The organism is Ramlibacter sp. P4_H7 (assembly GCF_056400765.1).
The window spans coordinates 76799-92745 of sequence record NZ_JBFUKP010000004.1; the positions used below are offsets into that span (position 1 = coordinate 76799).

Below are 15947 nucleotides of genomic sequence, written 5' to 3' on the forward strand. Positions count from 1 at the left end.
ACTGGAACCCCCATGGCGACCGATCCCCGCACCCTCGCCACCCCCGCCCGCTGGCTGCTGCTGGCGCTGGCCGCGGTCTGCGTTTTGCTGGGCCTGATCGGCATCGTCATCCCGGTGATGCCCACGGTGCCCTTCCTGATCGTCGCCGCCTGGGCGGCCTCGCGCAGCTCGCCGCGGCTGCACCAGTGGCTGGTCACGCACCCGCGCTTCGGGCGGCAGCTGCGCGACTGGAACGACTTCGGCGTGGTGCCGCGCCGCGCCAAGTGGTTCACGACCCTCATGATGGCGGGGAGCGCCATCTCGATGCTGGTGGTGGCGCGCGCCGCCTGGGTGCCGGCCGTCGTGGGCGGCATCGCCTGCATGGCGGTCCTGCTGGCCTGGCTGTGGCGGCGGCCGGAACACCGCCCGCCGGAAGCAACCGGGGCCTGATCAGCCCGCCAGCAGCCGGCGCAAGCCGTCCTCGTCCAGCACCGCGACGCCCAGTTCGCGCGCCTTGTCCAGCTTGCTGCCGGCCTCCGCGCCGGCGACCACGTAGTCGGTCTTCTTGCTGACGGAGCCGGCCACCTTGGCGCCGGCAGCTTCCAGCAGCTCCTTGGCCTCGTCGCGGCTCAGGGTGGGCAGCGTCCCGGTGAGGACCACCGTCTTGCCCGACAGCGGCTTGGGCGCCTGGACGGCCGGCTCGCCCTCCTCCCAATGCACGCCGCAGGCCCGCAGCTGCTCGATCACCTCGCGGTTGTGCGCCTGCTGGAAGAAGGCGTGGATGCTCTCCGCCACGATGGGGCCGACATCCGGCACCTGCAGCAGCTGTTCGACACTGGCGTCCATGATCCCGTCTAGCTTGCCGAAGTGCCGCGCCAGGTCGCGCGCCGTCGACTCGCCGACGTGGCGGATGCCCAGGCCATAGAGGAAACGCGGCAGCGTCGTCGCCTTGGAATGTTCCAGCGCCGCGAGCACGTTCTGCGCCGACTTGTCCCCCATGCGCTCCAGCGCCACCAGGTTGGCCAGCCCGAGCCGGTACAGGTCCGGCAGCGTGCGGATCACGCCCGCATCGACCATCTGGTCGACCAGCTTCTCGCCCAGGCCCTCGATGTCCAGGGCGCGGCGCTGGGCGAAATGCAGGATCGCGTGCTTGCGCTGGGCGCTGCAGAACAGGCCACCGGTGCAGCGGTAGTCGGCCTCGCCCTCCTCGCGCACGGCGGCCGAGCCGCACACCGGGCAGGTGCGTGGCATGGTGAAGGGCTCAGCGCCGGCGGCGCGCCTGTCGGCCACCACGGCAACGACTTCGGGGATCACGTCGCCCGCGCGCCGCACGATCACCGTGTCGCCCACGCGCACGTCCTTGCGCCGGGCCTCGTCCTCGTTGTGCAGCGTGGCGTTGGTGACGGTCACGCCGCCCACGAACACGGGATGCAGCTTCGCGACCGGCGTGAGCTTGCCGGTGCGGCCGACATAGACGCCGATCGACTCCACCGTCGTCAGCTGCTCCTGCGCCGGGAACTTGTGCGCCACCGCCCAGCGCGGTTCGCGCGTGACGAAGCCCAGTTGCTTCTGCAGCGCCAGGCTGTTGACCTTGTAGACCACGCCGTCGATGTCGAACGGCAATGCGTCCCGCTCGCGGCCCACGGCCTGGTGGTAGGCCACCAGGTCCTCGGCGCCGCGCGCCACCACCGTGCGCTCGGACACCGGGAACCCCCACGCCTTGAGCGCCTGCAGCACCTCGTTGTGGGTCTCGAAGGCCGGGCCGCCTTCGATCTCGCCCCAGCCGTAGGCATAGAAGCTCAGGGGCCGCTGCCGGGCAATGGCCGGATCGAGCTGGCGCACCGCGCCGGCCGCCGCGTTGCGCGGGTTGACGAAGGTCTTCTCGTTCTTTGCGCCCTTGGCGATCTTCTCGCGCTGCTGCTCGTTCAGCCGCTCGAAGTCGTCGCGCCGCATGTAGACCTCGCCGCGCACTTCCAGCACCGGCGGCGCCTTGCGCAGCTTCAGCGGGATCTGGCCCACGGTGCGCAGGTTCTGCGTCACGTCCTCGCCGATCTCGCCGTCGCCGCGCGTGGCGGCCTGCACCAGCACGCCGTGCTCGTAGCGCAGGCTGATCGCGAGTCCGTCGAACTTGAGTTCCGCGACGTACTCGATCGGCGGATCGCCTTCCTTCAGGCCCAGCTCGCGGCGAACGCGCGCGTCGAAGCTGCGTGCCCCGCTCGCCTCGATGTCGGTCTCGGTGCGGATCGACAGCATCGGCACCCGGTGGCGCACCTTGGCGAAGCCGTCCAGCACCTTGCCGCCCACGCGCTGCGTCGGCGAATCGGGCGTCAGCAGCTCGGGGTGCTGCTGCTCCAGCGCCTGCAGTTCGGTGAACAGCCTGTCGTATTCCGCGTCGGGGATCTCCGGCGCGTCCAGCACGTAGTACTGGTGTGCGTGGTGATGCAGCAGCTCGCGCAGCGCGTCCGCGCGCTCCTGGACCCCTGCCGGGGCGGTCATGAGAACAGCCGGCGGGCCTGGGGCGAGCCCGCGGACAGGTCCCGCGCGTCCAGCGTGTCGTACAGCTGTTCGAGGTCGGAGCCGATCTGGTCCAGCGCTTCGTCCGGGATCGCGCGACCGTCGTCGTCGGTGATCACGCCGTCCATGCCGGCGGCCAGCGCGACCGCGGCATCACGCATGCGTGCGAACGGCTGCTCGCTGCGCGGAACCTGCGGCACGTCCAGGCTCAGCGTGACGTCGCGGATCGCGGAATGCGCCGGATCCTCCGACAGCGCCGCCTGGGTGGAGAAGGCCAGTCCCAGCAGCGGCGCACCGCCGTCGATGCCGGACGGCAGCACCAGCCGGCCGGGAATGGCGCCGGGCACGAAGCCCAGGCGGGCGGCGTTCTGCTGCACGTAGCCCGGGCTCCAGGCCGCATTGCGGGCGCGCAGCGTGAAGCCCAGCTGGGCGTCGTGGCTGCCGGCGAACTGGTCCAGCTCGCGGGCACGCGCGACCTCGTCGCGCATCTCCGGAAACTCCGGCGAACCGTTGACGGCGTCGGCGAAGGCCTGCGCCTTCACGACGTACTCGGAGAACTCGATCTCGTTGAGCGCGCCGCTGCGGTTGGCCAGTTGCACGCCGGCCACGAAGCCGGTGTAGCGCTGGCCCGGCCGCGGGGTTTCCCAATCGCCGGTGGCCTCGTTGCAGCCTTCGATCGCGAACGGCTTGCTGCCCGCGCGCCGGGTCGGCGGCATCGCCGCCAGCGCCGCCTCGCCCGAGACCAGGTTGTCCACGGCGATTTCCGCGATCACGTCGATCAGCGCATCCAGCCCCGGCTTCTTCTCCGGCGGCGGCAGCGGCGTGATCACCGAATCGTCGAACACCGGCTCGCTGCGCTCCTCGAACGCGGTCGGCTCCACGTGCTGCGCGACCGCCGCGACCTCCGCCTGCCGCGGTGCGTTGCGGCGGGTGGACCAGGCGTTCCAGGCGACCAGCACGGCCAGCACCAGCCCGCCCAGGATCGCCAGGCCGAGGGTGAAGCCCGACATCTAGCCGTCCTCCCTGGTCAGGGGCGAGCGCGGGGCGCTCATGCCGCCTCGGCCATCGACACGGCGGATTCCATGTCCACCGCCACGATGCGCGAGACGCCCTGCTCCTGCATGGTCACGCCGATCAGCTGTTCCGCCATTTCCATCGCGATCTTGTTGTGGCTGATGAAGAGGAACTGGGTTTCCTTGCTCATGCTGCTCACCAGCTTGGCATAGCGCTCGGTGTTGGCGTCGTCCAGCGGCGCATCGACCTCGTCCAGCAGGCAGAACGGCGCCGGGTTCAGCTGGAAGATGGCGAACACCAGCGCGATGGCCGTCAGCGCCTTCTCGCCCCCCGACAGCAGGTGGATGGTCTGGTTCTTCTTGCCGGGCGGCTGCGCCATCACCTGCACGCCCGAGTCGAGGATCTCCTCGCCCGTCATCACCAGCTTGGCATTGCCGCCGCCGAACAGCTCGGGGAACATGCGGCCGAAGTGCTCGTTGACGGTCTGGAAGGTGTTGCCCAGCAGGTCGCGCGTCTCCGCATCGATCTTCTTGATGGCGTCCTCCAGGGTGGTCATGGCCTCGGTCAGGTCCTTGGTCTGGGCGTCGAGGAACTGCTTGCGCTCGCGGGCGGTGCTCAGCTCCTCCAGCGCCGCCAGGTTGACCGCCCCCAGCGCCGCGATCTCGCGGTGCAGGCGGTCGATCTCCGACTGCATGCCGGACAGCCGCACGTTGCCGGCCTCGATCGACTTCGCCACGGCGTCGATGTCCGCCTGCGCGTCGGTCAGCAGCTGCGTGTACTGCTCCAGGCCCAGGCGCGCCGCCTGTTCCTTCAGCTGCAGCTCGGTGATGCGCTGGCGCATCGGGTCCAGTTCGCGCTCCAGCTGCAGGCGGCGTTCGTCGCTCGCGCGCAGCTTGGCGGTGAGGTCGTCGTATTCGCTGCGCTTGGCGCCCAGCACCTGCTCGCGCTCCGACTTCAGCTGCAGGGCGCTCTGCAGGCCCGCCTGGGCCGCCGCGTCCGTGAGGCGCGCGAGCTCCACCTGGGCGCGCTCCTGCTCTTCCGCGATCGAGGTCGCCTGCTGGCTGGCCGTCTCGATGGCGCGCTGCAGCTCGCCGCGCCGCGCTTCCAGCGCGCGCTGCGAGAACTGCGCTTCCTGCGCCTGGCGCTCCAGGCTGCGGTGCTGCTCGCGCGCTTCCGCCAGCTTGCGCTCGGTCTCGATCACGCGTTCGTCCAGCTGGGCGTGCCGCTCCTGGCTGTCGGCCAGCTGCATGTCCAGTTCCTCGAAGCGCCCCTCGGCGGCGACGCGCTTCTCCTGCAGTTCCTCCAGCAGCGCATCGACTTCCGCCAGGTCGCCGGCGATCTGCTCGCTGCGCGCGCGGGTCTGTTCGGCCAGCTGAGTGAGGCGCAGCGTCTCGACCTGCAATTCGTGGGCGCGACTTTGCGTCTCGGCCGCTTCGCGGCGCGCGGCCGTCAAGCGCTGGGAGGCGTCGGTGTAGGCGGCTTCGGCGCGCACCAGCGCCGAGCGCGCTTCCTCGGAGATCAGTGCCTGCGCGCGCAGCTGCTTCTCCAGGTTCTCGATCTCCTGCTGGCGGGCCAGCAGGCCGGCCTGCTCCGAGTCCTGCGCGTAGAAGCTCACGCTGTGCGCGGCCACCGCATGGCCGGACTTCACGTAGATCGTTTCGCCCGGCTGCAGCCTGTCGCGCGCGGCCAGCGCGTCTTCCAGCGTGGCGGCGGTGTAGCAGCCGTGCAGCCAGTCGCACAGCAAGGCCTTCTGGCCCGCGTCGTTCAGGCGCAGCAGGTCCGCCAGCCGCGGCAGCGCGGACTGCGCTTCCGGCGCGGCCGCCGTTGGTAGATGGTGGAAGGCCAGCTTCGCCGGCGGCGCATCGCCGGCGAAGGCGCGCACCATGTCCAGGCGCGAGACTTCCAGCGAGTTCAGGCGCTCGCGCAGGGCGGATTCGAGTGCGTTCTCCCAGCCCTGCTCGATGTGGATTCGGGTCCACAAGCCCTGCAGTCCGCCCAGCCCATGCCTGGCCAGCCAGGGCTGCAGCTTGCCGTCGGTGCGCACCTTCTCCTGCAAGGCCTTGAGCGCTTCCATGCGCGCCGACAGGTCGGCCTGCTTGCCGCCCTGCGCGTTCACGTCCTGCTGGCGGCCGCGGCGCTCCTCGTCGAGGTGGGGCACCTGCTCCTGCAGTTCGTGCAGGCGCGCATCGGCCGTCTCGGCGGCTTCCTGGGCGGCGCCCAGCTGCGCCTGCAGGTTGACCAGTCGCTGTTCGTCCGGCGCGGCGAGCGCGTTGCGATCGGCGACGAGCCGCTCGCGCCGCAGGGTCAGCTGGCGCGACTGGTCCTCGATGTTGCGCTGGTCGGCGGCGAGCACCTGGATCTGCTGCTGCACCTGGGCGACCGAGCCGCGCTGCTCCGAGGAGCGCGACTGCGCCTGGCGCAGGCCCTCTTCGAGGTCCGGCAACTGCGTGCCCTGCTCCTCGACCTGCGCGGCGAGCAGCGTGGCCCGCTCTTCGGCATCCGTCGTCTGCGCGGCGAGGTTTTCGGTCTCGGCCTGCGCCTCGTCCTTGCGGGTGGCCCACTGCGCGGTCTGTTCCTTCAGCTGGACCAGCCGCTGCTCCACCCGCTGGCGGCCTTCCACCACGAAGCGGATTTCCGCCTCCAGCCGGCCGACCTCGGCGCTGGCTTCGTACAGCTGCCCCTGCGCCTGGTTGACCTGGTCGCCGGCGGCGTAGTGCGCCTGCCGGATCGTTTCCAGCTCGCTCTCGATGCGGCGCAGGTCCGCCACCCGGCCTTCGAGGTCGTTGACGGCCTTGTCGGCATCGGCCTTCATCCGGCCCTGGTCGACCTCGGCCTCGGTGCGCTTCAGGTACCAGAGCTGGTGCTGCTTGAGGGTGACGTCGGCCTGCAGGCCGTTGTAGCGGGCGGCCACCTCGGCCTGCTTTTCCAGCTTGTCGAGGTTGCTGTTGAGCTCGCGCAGGATGTCTTCGACCCGCGTGAGGTTCTCGCGCGTGTCGTGCAGCCGGTGTTCGGTCTCGCGCCGGCGTTCCTTGTACTTGGAGACGCCCGCGGCCTCCTCGAGGAACAGGCGCAGTTCCTCCGGCTTGGATTCGATGATCCGGCTGATCGTGCCCTGGCCGATGATCGCGTAGGCGCGCGGACCCAGGCCGGTGCCCAGGAACACGTCCTGCACGTCACGCCGGCGCACCGGCTGGTTGTTGATGTAGTAGCTGGAGGTGCCGTCGCGGGTCAGGACGCGCTTGACGGCGATCTCCGCGAACTGGGCCCACTGGCCGCCGGCCCGGTGGTCGGCGTTGTCGAAGATCAGCTCGACCGACGAGCGCGACGCCGGCTTGCGCGTGTTGGTGCCGTTGAAGATGACGTCCTGCATGGACTCGCCACGCAGCTCGCTCGCCTTCGACTCGCCCAGCACCCAGCGCACCGCGTCCATGATGTTGGACTTGCCGCAGCCGTTGGGGCCCACCACGCCGACCAGCTGTCCGGGCAGCAGGAAGTTGGTGGGTTCGGCAAAGGACTTGAACCCGGAAAGCTTGATCGATGTGAGACGCACTGCCCCTCGCCCCTCTGATTCGAATGAGGACGCCGACCTGGGGAGTCCGGGCGACTGCCGTCGCCCGGCGCCACCATGTCGGCGTCGATGCGGGAAATGATAACCGGTGGTCCGGCACCACCCCGGCGAGCCCGGCGCCGCTAGCGCCGCCGGGCAGGCCAGATCATCCGTGACGTGGGCCACGGGACCCGCTCGGACGGGTAACCAGATGAATCCCGCGGGTGTGGGCAGCGGAGAACCCGCGCTGGGCGCGCTTGCGAGGTCGGATGCCGCCAAGTCAGCGCCCCGGAGGGCGCCGGCGCCTACCGGGCGCTGAGCCCGGCCGGCGCCAGGACGCTCAGTGCAGGTCCTGGTGCAGGCAGAGGAAGTTGCCTTCCGTGTCCTTGAACCAGGCGCACTTCTCGTTGCCCATCGTGCAGATGTGCCCCTGGGTCTTGAAATCCGGCAGGTCGTAGTCCTCGAAGCGCACGCCGGCCTTCTCCAGGTTGCGCACCCCATCCTCGATGTCGTTGACCTCGAAGCTGAGGGCCGTGTAGTCAGCCTTGGTGCCGCCCTCCATGGGCCGCAGCGCGACCATGGCGTCCTGCACGTGATAGACCAGCGTGCCGTCGGGCTTCGGCGCGTCGGGGGTGCCGAACCCCAGCTTGCCCTCATAGAAGGCGCGGGCGCGGTTCACGTCCACCACGGGCAGGAAGGTGGTGAGCTTGGCTTGCGTGAGCTGGAAGGCCATGGGTTCTCCTGGAGCGTGAGAAGGCCGCAGAAGCATAGTCGGCCTTGCGCAAGCTTCAAGCCCGATCCGCTAGCCGCCGACGTGCATGGAGAACTGGGCGCCGTTGGACATCCGGCACTGGCCGGTCCCCATCGTGGGCGAGTTCATGGTGTAGCGGCAGGCGAGGAAGCTGCCGCGGCTCCCGGTTCCATTGGCAACGCCTTCGCGCTGCGACCCGGCCACCCGGGTGGCCTCGCCGGTGAAGCTCTCGCCGGCGATGTGGGCCATGAAGTGGCCGCGGCCGTTGAGGTCGTTGCTGACCGTGGCCGACACCATGCCGTAGGGCGTGGCGAGTTCGTTGGCCGGGTACAGCCGCGCGCCCATGCCGACGGGGACGACGGGTGCTGGCGCGGGCGCCCCGGCCGGCACGACCATGGCAGCAGGCCCCGGCTGCATCGGGACCACGTAGCAGGCGCTGAGCGAGGCCGCGGCCAGGACCAGGGTGGCCGATTGCAGGGCGCGGCGGGCAGGAAAGCGGGACATCATGCGGACTCTCGTGACCCAAGCACATGCTTGTGCCGCGAATGTGGCGGTGCGCGACCGCCCAAGGGGGCGCCAGCGTGTCGCCGTCCTGCCCGCCGCTACGCACGGTAGCGCGGCGTGATACCGGCCCGCTGTGCTGCGCCGCGCGCGTGCCGGCTCGGAGGAGGAAACCGCCGCACCGGGCGCGCCGGGTCCCCCGGGGATAATCCGGGAATGAATCCCCTGTTGTCCCGCCTGCAGCCCTACCCCTTCGAGCGGCTGCGGCAACTGTTCGCCGGCGTCACGCCCAATCCGTCCTACCGGCCCATCAGCCTGGGCATCGGCGAGCCCAAGCACCCCACCCCGGCGTTCATCAAGCAGGCCCTGGCAGCCGCGATGGACACGCCGGGCAGTGACCTCTCCGGCTACCCGCCCACGGCGGGGACCCCGCAGCTGCGCGAGGCCTGCGCCGGCTGGCTACAGCGCCGCTACGGACTGCGGCTGGACCCCGCCACGCAGGTGCTGCCGGTCAACGGCTCACGGGAGGCGCTGTTCGCCTTCGCGCAGACCGTGATCGACCCCACCCGGCCGACCATGGTCGCCTGTCCCAATCCGTTCTACCAGATCTACGAGGGCGCGGCCCTGCTGGCGGGCGCCGAGCCCTTCTACGCGCCCAGCGACCCGAAGCGCAATTTCGCGGTGGACTGGGACAGCGTTCCGGAGGCGACCTGGGCGAAGACGCAGCTGCTGTTCGTGTGCTCGCCCGGCAACCCGACGGGCGCCGTCATGCCGCTGGAAGAGTGGCGCAAGCTGTTCGCCCTGCAGGACCGCCATGGCTTCGTGATCGCCTCGGACGAGTGCTACAGCGAGATCTACTTCCGCGACGAGCCGCCCCTGGGCGGCCTCGAGGCGGCGGCGAAGCTCGGACGCACCGGCTTTCCGCGCCTGGTCGCGTTCACCAGCCTGTCCAAGCGCAGCAACGTGCCGGGCATGCGCAGCGGCTTCGTCGCCGGCGATGCGCAGATCCTCAATCAGTTCCTGCTCTATCGCACCTACCACGGCAGCGCGATGAGCCCGATCGTGCAGGCCGCCAGCGCCGCGGCCTGGAACGACGAGGCCCACGTGGTGGACAACCGCGAGCTGTACCGCCGCAAGTTCGCCGAGGTGACGCCCCTGCTGGAACGGGTGCTGGACGTGCGCCTGCCCGACGCCAGCTTCTATCTCTGGGCCGGCGTGCGTGGAAGCGACACCGCGTTCGCCCGCGACCTGCTGGCTCAATACAATGTGACGGTGCTGCCGGGCAGCTACCTGGCGCGAGAAGCCGGGGGATCCAATCCCGGCGCCGGCCGCGTCCGGATGGCGCTGGTGGCCGACACCGCAGAGTGCCTCGAAGCCGCCCAGCGCATCGTGCAGTTCGTTTCCAAGCAATCGTAGAAATCCATGACCCAGCAGCTCCAGCAAATCATCGACACCGCGTGGGACAACCGCGCCAACTTCTCGGCCGCCTCCGCACCCCAGGAAGTGCGCGACGCCGTGGAGCACGTGATCGCGGAACTGAACGTCGGCAAGCTGCGCGTCGCCACCCGCCAGGGCGTCGGCCAGTGGACCGTGAACCAGTGGATCAAGAAAGCGGTCCTGCTGTCCTTCCGCCTGAACGACAACGTGATCATGAAGGCCGGCGACCTGGCCTTCTTCGACAAGGTCCCCACCAAGTTCTCGCACCTGTCGCCCGAGGAAATGGCGGCCACCGGCGTGCGGGTGGTGCCGCCGGCGGTCGCGCGCCGCGGCAGCTTCATCGCCAGGGGCGCGATCCTCATGCCCAGCTACGTGAACATCGGCGCCTATGTCGACGAAGGCACGATGGTCGATACCTGGGCCACGGTCGGTTCCTGCGCCCAGGTGGGCAAGAACGTGCACCTCTCCGGCGGCGTGGGCCTCGGCGGGGTGCTGGAGCCCTTGCAGGCCAATCCGACCATCATCGAGGACAACTGCTTCATCGGTGCCCGCTCCGAGGTGGTCGAAGGCGTGATCGTGGAGGAGAACTCGGTCATCTCCATGGGCGTGTACATCGGCCAGAGCACGCCGATCTACGACCGGGCCACCGGGGAGACGCACTACGGCCGCGTGCCGGCCGGCTCGGTGGTGATCTCGGGCAGCCTGCCCAAGGACGGCGGCCGCTACAACCTGTACGCGGCGATCATCGTGAAGAAGGTGGACGCCAAGACGCGCTCCACGACCAGCCTGAACGACCTGCTGCGGGATTGAATTCGCGAGAGCGAAAGACGGAGGGGATGTCGATGGGGACGATGGAGCGGATCCTGCGCCTGATGGCGGAGAAAAGGGCGTCGGACGTCTATCTGTCGGCCAATGCGCCGGCGATGATCAAGATCAACGGCCAGACGCTGCCGATCAACAACCAGCTGCTGCCGGCGGACGCCACGCGCACCCTGCTGGCCGAGGTGCTGCCCGCCCACCGCATCGACGAACTCGATGCGAGCGGCGAGCTGAACATGGCCCACGCCGTGGAGGGCGCCGGCAACTTCCGCTTCTCCGCGATGCGCCAGCGCGGCAGCATCGCCGCCGTCATCCGCTACATCGCGACCGAGATCCCGCCGCTGGGCACGCTGCAGGTCCCGATGATCCTGGGCGAACTGATCATGGAAAAGCGCGGCCTGCTGCTGATGGTGGGTTCCACCGGCGCCGGCAAGAGCACCACGCTCGCGTCCATGATCGACCACCGCAACGAGAGCGTGACGGGCCACATCCTCACGATTGAAGACCCGGTCGAATTCATCTTCCGCAACAAGAAGTGCGTGGTGAACCAGCGCGAAGTCGGCAGCGACACGCAGTCCCTGCAGACGGCGCTGAGAAACGCGCTGCGCCAGGCGCCGGACGTGATCCTGATCGGCGAGATCCGCGACCGCGAGACCATGTCCGCGGCGATCGCCTATGCGCAGTCGGGCCACCTGTGCCTGGCCACCATGCACGCCAACAACAGCTACCAGGCGCTGAACCGCATCCTGTCGTTCTACCCGGTGGAAGTGCGTCCGACCATGCTGGGCGACCTGGCGGCGGCGATGAAGGCGATCGTGTCGCAGCGCCTGCTGCGCACCGTGGCCGGATCCCGCGCGCCGGCGGTCGAGGTGATGCTCAACACCAAGCTGATCTCCGAGCTCATCGAGAAGGGCGACTTCTCCGGCGTGAAGGAGGCGATGGAGAAGTCCATGGCCGAAGGCTCGCAGACCTTCGAGCAGGACATCGCTCGCATGATCATGGACGGCATCGTCGACAAGAAGGAAGGCCTGGCCTACGCCGACTCGCCCACCAACCTGCAATGGCGGCTGCAGAACAGCGCCGCCGACCAGGCACAGGCCGAGGCCGCAGAGGCCGAGGACGAGGGTGACGACCAGGCCTCCTTCACCGAGATCACGCTGGACGTAAAACATTAACTCGAAAAAAATCGCCAAGCGATTTTTTCGAGTTGCCTGATCAGTGAGCTGAGGACCGGCGGAGCCGGATCCTCAACTCATGAGGGACCTGCCTGCATGTTATTCCGGCCGGTCCATGTGCCGCTGCGCGGTGCCATAGACTACCGACAAATGTCCAAGACTCTTCACCTGGCCGAGCAGCTCATTGCCCGGCGCTCGGTCACGCCGGAGGATGGCGGCTGCCAGTCCGTCATCGAGGCGCGGCTGAAGGCGCTCGGCTTCGCCTGCGAATCCATCGTCAGCGGGCCGGCCGATTTCCGCGTCACCAACCTGTGGGCCAAGCGGCCCGGCAGCAGCGGCCGCATGCTCGTCTTCGCGGGCCACACCGACGTCGTTCCCACGGGCCCGCTGGAGCAGTGGACCAGCGATCCCTTCGTGCCCAGCCACCGTGACGGCAAGCTGTACGGCCGCGGGGCGGCGGACATGAAGACGTCGATCGCGGCCTTCACGGTGGCGGTCGAGGAATTCCTGGCCAAGACGCCGGATCCGCGCGTGGGGATCGCCTTCCTGCTCACCAGCGACGAGGAAGGTCCCAGCGTGGACGGTACCGCCGTGGTGTGCGAGCAGCTGCGCCAGCGCGGCGAGCGCCTGGACTACTGCATCGTCGGCGAACCCACCTCGGTGGAGTCGCTGGGCGACATGATCAAGAACGGCCGACGCGGCAGCCTGACGGGCAAGCTCACGGTCAAGGGCATCCAGGCGCACATCGCCTACCCGCAACTCGGCAGGAACCCGATCCACCTGGTGCTGCCGGCCCTGGACGAACTGGTCACCACCGAATGGGACTGGGGCAACGAGTTCTTCCCGCCCACCAGCTTCCAGGTGAGCAACATCCATGGGGGCACGGGCGCGGGCAACATCATTCCCAACACGGTGGTGATCGACTTCAACTTCCGCTTCGCCAGCGTCAGCACGGCCGAGGGCCTGCAACAGCGCCTCCACGCCGTCCTCGACCGCCACGCGCTGGACTACGAACTCGCCTGGACCGTCGGCGGCCAGCCTTTCCTGACCACGCCCGGCGAACTGGTCGGGGCCGTGCAGGCCGCGATCCGCGACGTCACCGGGCGCGACACCGAACTTTCCACCACCGGCGGCACCAGCGATGGGCGCTTCATCTCGCGCGTCTGCCCGCAGGTGATCGAGTTCGGCCCGATCAACGCCAGCATCCACAAGATCGACGAGCACGTGCGGGTCGCCGACCTGGAGCCGCTGAAGGACATCTACCGCGGCGTGCTGGAGAAGCTGGACGCCCTGTGAAACTGATCACCCTGGTGGACGAGCTCGCCAAGGAGCTGGAGGCGGCCGAAGTCAGCTTCGGCCACGGCACCACCAACGCCTTCGATGAAGCGGTGTGGCTGGTGCTGTGGCACCTGGGACTGCCGCTGGACGAGCTGGATGCGCACGCCGACCGCGTGCTGCTGCCGCACGAGCAGAAAGCCGCGCGCGAGCTGCTGCGGCATCGCATCGCCACCCGCAAGCCCGCCGCCTACCTGACGCGCGAGGCGTGGCTGCAGGGCGTGCCTTTCTACGTGGACGAACGCACCATCGTTCCGCGCAGCTTCATCGCGGAGCTGCTGGCCGACGGCAGCATCGATCCGTGGCTGTCCGACCGCACGCACCAGGTGCTGGACCTGTGCACGGGCAATGGCAGCCTCGCCGTGCTGGCGGCGATGGCCTACCCCGAGGTGGCCGTCGACGCCGCGGACATTTCCGTGGAGGCGCTCGAAGTGGCGCGCATCAACGTCGACAAGCACCAGCTGGCGGATCGCATCCGCCTTCATCGATCCGATGGGCTGGCCACCCTGTCTGGCCCCTACGACCTGATCCTCTGCAACCCGCCCTACGTCAATGCGCAGAGCATGGCCCAGCTTCCGCCGGAGTACCGCGCGGAGCCGGACCTCGCCCTGGCCGGGGGCCCGGACGGCATGGACTTCATCCGCGCGCTGCTGCGCGACGCGCCCTCGCGCATGAGCGACGAGGCAGTGCTGGTGGTGGAGATCGGCAACGAGAGGGCGCACTTCGAGGCCGCCTTCCCGCGGCTGGAAGCGGTGTGGCTGGAAACCAGCGCGGGACACGACCAGGTCCTGCTGCTGACGAAAGAGGCCATCGCCTCCGGTTTGTCGTTGCGGGCCTGACCCGCAATCCAGGACTTCAAGTGATCCAACTACGCAACGTGACCTTGCGCCGCGGCGCCAAGGTGCTGCTCGACGGCGTGTCCGTCACCATCAACCCGGGCGAGAAGGTCGGCCTGGTCGGCCGCAACGGCGCCGGCAAGTCGACCCTGTTCGCCCTGCTCAATGGAAGCCTGCACGAGGATGCGGGCGACTTCGCCATGCCGGCCCACTGGCAACTGGCGCAGGTGGCGCAGCACATGCCCGAGACCGACGAGCCGGCCACGGACTTCGTGCTGGCCGGCGACACGCGCCTGATGGCGCTGCGCGAGCAGCTGACGCAGGCCGAGGAGAGCGAAGACGGCTTCGCCATCGCCCACGCCCACTCGGACCTGGCCGATGCCGGCGAGCACGACGCCGTGCCGCGCGCGCAGTCGCTGATCCTGGGCCTGGGCTTTCGGCCCGAGGAACTCGACCGGCCGGTGAACAGCTTCTCCGGCGGCTGGCGCATGCGGCTGCAACTGGCGCGCGCGCTGATGGCGCCGTCCGACCTGCTGCTGCTGGACGAACCCACCAACCACCTGGACCTCGACGCGCTCGTCTGGCTGGAAGCCTGGCTGCAGCGCTATGCGGGCACGCTGGTGGTGATCAGCCACGACCGGGAGTTCCTGGACGCCGTGACCAACGTGACGCTGCACATCGAGAACCAGCAGCTCACGCGCTACGGCAGCAACTACAGCGGCTTCGAGCTGCTGCGCGCGCAGCAGCTGGAGCAGCAGCAGGCCGCCTTCTCCAAGCAGAAGGAGAAGATCGCGCACCTGCAGAAGTTCATCGACCGCTTCAAGGCCAAGGCCAGCAAGGCCAAGCAGGCGCAAAGCCGCGTGAAGGCGCTGGAGCGCATGGAGAAGATCGCGCCGGTGCTGGCCGACGCGGAGTTCACCTTCGAATTCAAGGAGCCCGCGAACCTGCCCAACCCCATGCTGGCGATCGCGGATGCGTCCTTCGGCTACGAGGGCACGGACGCACCCAAGGTCATCCTGCGCAACGTCAGCAAGTCGGTGATGGCCGGCCAGCGCATCGGCATCCTCGGCGCCAACGGCCAGGGCAAGTCCACGCTGGTCAAGACCATCGCGCGCACCATGCCGCCGCTGGCCGGCAGCATCACCGAAGGCAAGGGCCTGGCGATCGGCTACTTCGCGCAGCAGGAGCTGGACGTGCTGCGCCCGCAGGACAACCCGCTGGAGCACATGACGCGCATGGCGCGCGAACTCGGGCCGGGGCTGGGCCAGTCCGACCGCGAGCAGGACCTGCGCAACTTCCTCGGCCAGTTCCTCTTCAGCGGCGACATGGTCAAGCAGTCGGTCGGCTCCATGAGCGGCGGCGAGAAGGCGCGGCTGGTGCTGGCCATGATCGTCTGGCAGCGCCCCAACCTGCTGCTGCTGGACGAGCCGACCAACCACCTGGACCTGGCCACGCGCGAGGCGCTGGCAATGGCGCTGAACGAGTTCGAAGGCACGGTGATGCTGGTCAGCCACGACCGGGCGTTGCTGCGTTCGGTGTGCGACGAGTTCTGGCTGGTCGGCCGCGGCGGCGTCGCCCCGTTCGACGGCGACCTGGACGACTACCAGCGCTACCTGCTGGACGAGGCCAGGCGGCTGCGCGTGGAGGCCAAGGCGGGGGCCGCTGCCGCCGCTGCGGCCCTTGCGCCCGCCGCCGCCCCGGTCCCCGCCCCGGCCGCCGAGGCGCCCGCTCCGGCCGAACGCCGTGCGGATCCGCAGGAGCAGCGCCGCCAGCAGGCCCAGCAGCGCCAGCAGCTGGCGACCCGCCTGAAGCCCTTGAAGAAGGAACTGGAGCAGTCGGAACGCCGCATCGCGAGCCTGGAGGGCGAGAAGTCGCAGCTCGAGGCGCGGCTGTCGGGCGCGCTGCCGCCGCAGGAGATCGCCGAGGCGGGCCGCCGCCTGAAAGCCGTGGGGGACGAACTCGCGCAGCTGGAGGAACGCTGGCTGGCGCTGTCGCACGAGATCGAGGCGGCAGAATCCGCCCAGGCTTGAACCGACCCC

The 15947-nt window shown here is 69.4% G+C and carries 12 protein-coding genes; 7 read left to right on the forward strand and 5 right to left on the reverse strand.

What is annotated here, in order from left to right:
* The first annotated feature begins 12 nt into the window (after window positions 1-12).
* Window positions 13-429, forward strand: a complete 417-nt coding sequence (locus AC1DSA_RS07345; protein ID WP_477887578.1) for a YbaN family protein — start codon at window positions 13-15, stop codon at window positions 427-429.
* Here the strand turns inward: AC1DSA_RS07345 and ligA are convergent, their stop codons facing one another.
* From ligA to AC1DSA_RS07370, 5 genes are all read right to left on the reverse strand, one after another.
* Window positions 430-2475: an NAD-dependent DNA ligase LigA gene (gene ligA, locus AC1DSA_RS07350; RefSeq protein ID WP_477887580.1), complete on the reverse strand. Its 2046-nt coding sequence runs from the start codon at window positions 2473-2475 to the stop codon at window positions 430-432.
* On the reverse strand, window positions 2472-3503 hold the full coding sequence (locus AC1DSA_RS07355; RefSeq protein WP_477887582.1) for a cell division protein ZipA C-terminal FtsZ-binding domain-containing protein: 1032 nt from the start codon (window positions 3501-3503) through the stop codon (window positions 2472-2474). The genes ligA and AC1DSA_RS07355 overlap by 4 nt, the downstream gene beginning before the upstream one ends.
* Before the next feature lie 38 nt (window positions 3504-3541).
* Window positions 3542-7057, reverse strand: coding sequence for a chromosome segregation protein SMC (smc, locus tag AC1DSA_RS07360; RefSeq protein WP_477887584.1), 3516 nt, complete (start codon window positions 7055-7057; stop codon window positions 3542-3544).
* Between the two features lie 337 nt (window positions 7058-7394).
* Entirely contained in the window at window positions 7395-7787 is a 393-nt protein-coding gene (locus AC1DSA_RS07365; RefSeq protein ID WP_477887586.1) for a VOC family protein, read from the reverse strand.
* 69 nt (window positions 7788-7856) lie between these two features.
* Window positions 7857-8309 carry a hypothetical protein gene (locus tag AC1DSA_RS07370; RefSeq protein ID WP_477887588.1) on the reverse strand — a complete coding sequence of 151 codons (453 nt, stop codon included), beginning with the start codon at window positions 8307-8309 and terminating at the stop codon, window positions 7857-7859.
* A 213-nt stretch (window positions 8310-8522) separates the two neighbouring features.
* Here AC1DSA_RS07370 and dapC point away from each other — a divergent pair, with 213 nt between their 5' ends.
* The 6 genes from dapC to AC1DSA_RS07400 all read left to right on the forward strand — a co-directional run bounded on the left by dapC (window position 8523) and on the right by AC1DSA_RS07400 (window position 15938).
* On the forward strand, window positions 8523-9722 hold the full coding sequence (gene dapC, locus AC1DSA_RS07375) for a succinyldiaminopimelate transaminase (protein WP_477887590.1): 1200 nt from the start codon (window positions 8523-8525) through the stop codon (window positions 9720-9722).
* Between the two features lie 6 nt (window positions 9723-9728).
* Window positions 9729-10553: a 2,3,4,5-tetrahydropyridine-2,6-dicarboxylate N-succinyltransferase gene (dapD, locus tag AC1DSA_RS07380; RefSeq protein WP_477887592.1), complete on the forward strand. Its 825-nt coding sequence runs from the start codon at window positions 9729-9731 to the stop codon at window positions 10551-10553.
* 32 nt (window positions 10554-10585) lie between these two features.
* Window positions 10586-11737: a PilT/PilU family type 4a pilus ATPase gene (locus AC1DSA_RS07385; RefSeq protein WP_477887594.1), complete on the forward strand. Its 1152-nt coding sequence runs from the start codon at window positions 10586-10588 to the stop codon at window positions 11735-11737.
* Window positions 11738-11887: 150 nt separating this feature from the next.
* Window positions 11888-13033, forward strand: coding sequence for a succinyl-diaminopimelate desuccinylase (gene dapE / locus AC1DSA_RS07390; RefSeq protein WP_477887596.1), 1146 nt, complete (start codon window positions 11888-11890; stop codon window positions 13031-13033).
* Complete coding sequence (gene prmB / locus AC1DSA_RS07395) at window positions 13030-13911, forward strand: 50S ribosomal protein L3 N(5)-glutamine methyltransferase (protein WP_477887598.1); 882 nt, start codon at window positions 13030-13032, stop codon at window positions 13909-13911. Before dapE ends, prmB begins: the two co-directional genes overlap by 4 nt.
* Before the next feature lie 20 nt (window positions 13912-13931).
* Window positions 13932-15938, forward strand: a complete 2007-nt coding sequence (locus AC1DSA_RS07400) for an ABC-F family ATP-binding cassette domain-containing protein (RefSeq protein ID WP_477887600.1) — start codon at window positions 13932-13934, stop codon at window positions 15936-15938.
* The last annotated feature ends 9 nt before the right edge of the window (window positions 15939-15947 follow it).

Excerpts from the sequence above, each read along its gene's own strand:
- AC1DSA_RS07345 (WP_477887578.1), top strand. The coding sequence starts at position 13 with ATGGCGACCGATCCCCGCACCCTCGCCACCCCCGCCCGCTGGCTGCTG.
- ligA (WP_477887580.1), bottom strand. The coding sequence starts at position 2,475 with ATGACCGCCCCGGCAGGGGTCCAGGAGCGCGCGGACGCGCTGCGCGAG.
- AC1DSA_RS07355 (WP_477887582.1), bottom strand. The coding sequence starts at position 3,503 with ATGTCGGGCTTCACCCTCGGCCTGGCGATCCTGGGCGGGCTGGTGCTG.
- AC1DSA_RS07365 (WP_477887586.1), bottom strand. The coding sequence starts at position 7,787 with ATGGCCTTCCAGCTCACGCAAGCCAAGCTCACCACCTTCCTGCCCGTG.
- AC1DSA_RS07370 (WP_477887588.1), bottom strand. The coding sequence starts at position 8,309 with ATGTCCCGCTTTCCTGCCCGCCGCGCCCTGCAATCGGCCACCCTGGTC.
- dapC (WP_477887590.1), top strand. The coding sequence starts at position 8,523 with ATGAATCCCCTGTTGTCCCGCCTGCAGCCCTACCCCTTCGAGCGGCTG.
- dapD (WP_477887592.1), top strand. The coding sequence starts at position 9,729 with ATGACCCAGCAGCTCCAGCAAATCATCGACACCGCGTGGGACAACCGC.
- AC1DSA_RS07385 (WP_477887594.1), top strand. The coding sequence starts at position 10,586 with ATGGGGACGATGGAGCGGATCCTGCGCCTGATGGCGGAGAAAAGGGCG.
- dapE (WP_477887596.1), top strand. The coding sequence starts at position 11,888 with ATGTCCAAGACTCTTCACCTGGCCGAGCAGCTCATTGCCCGGCGCTCG.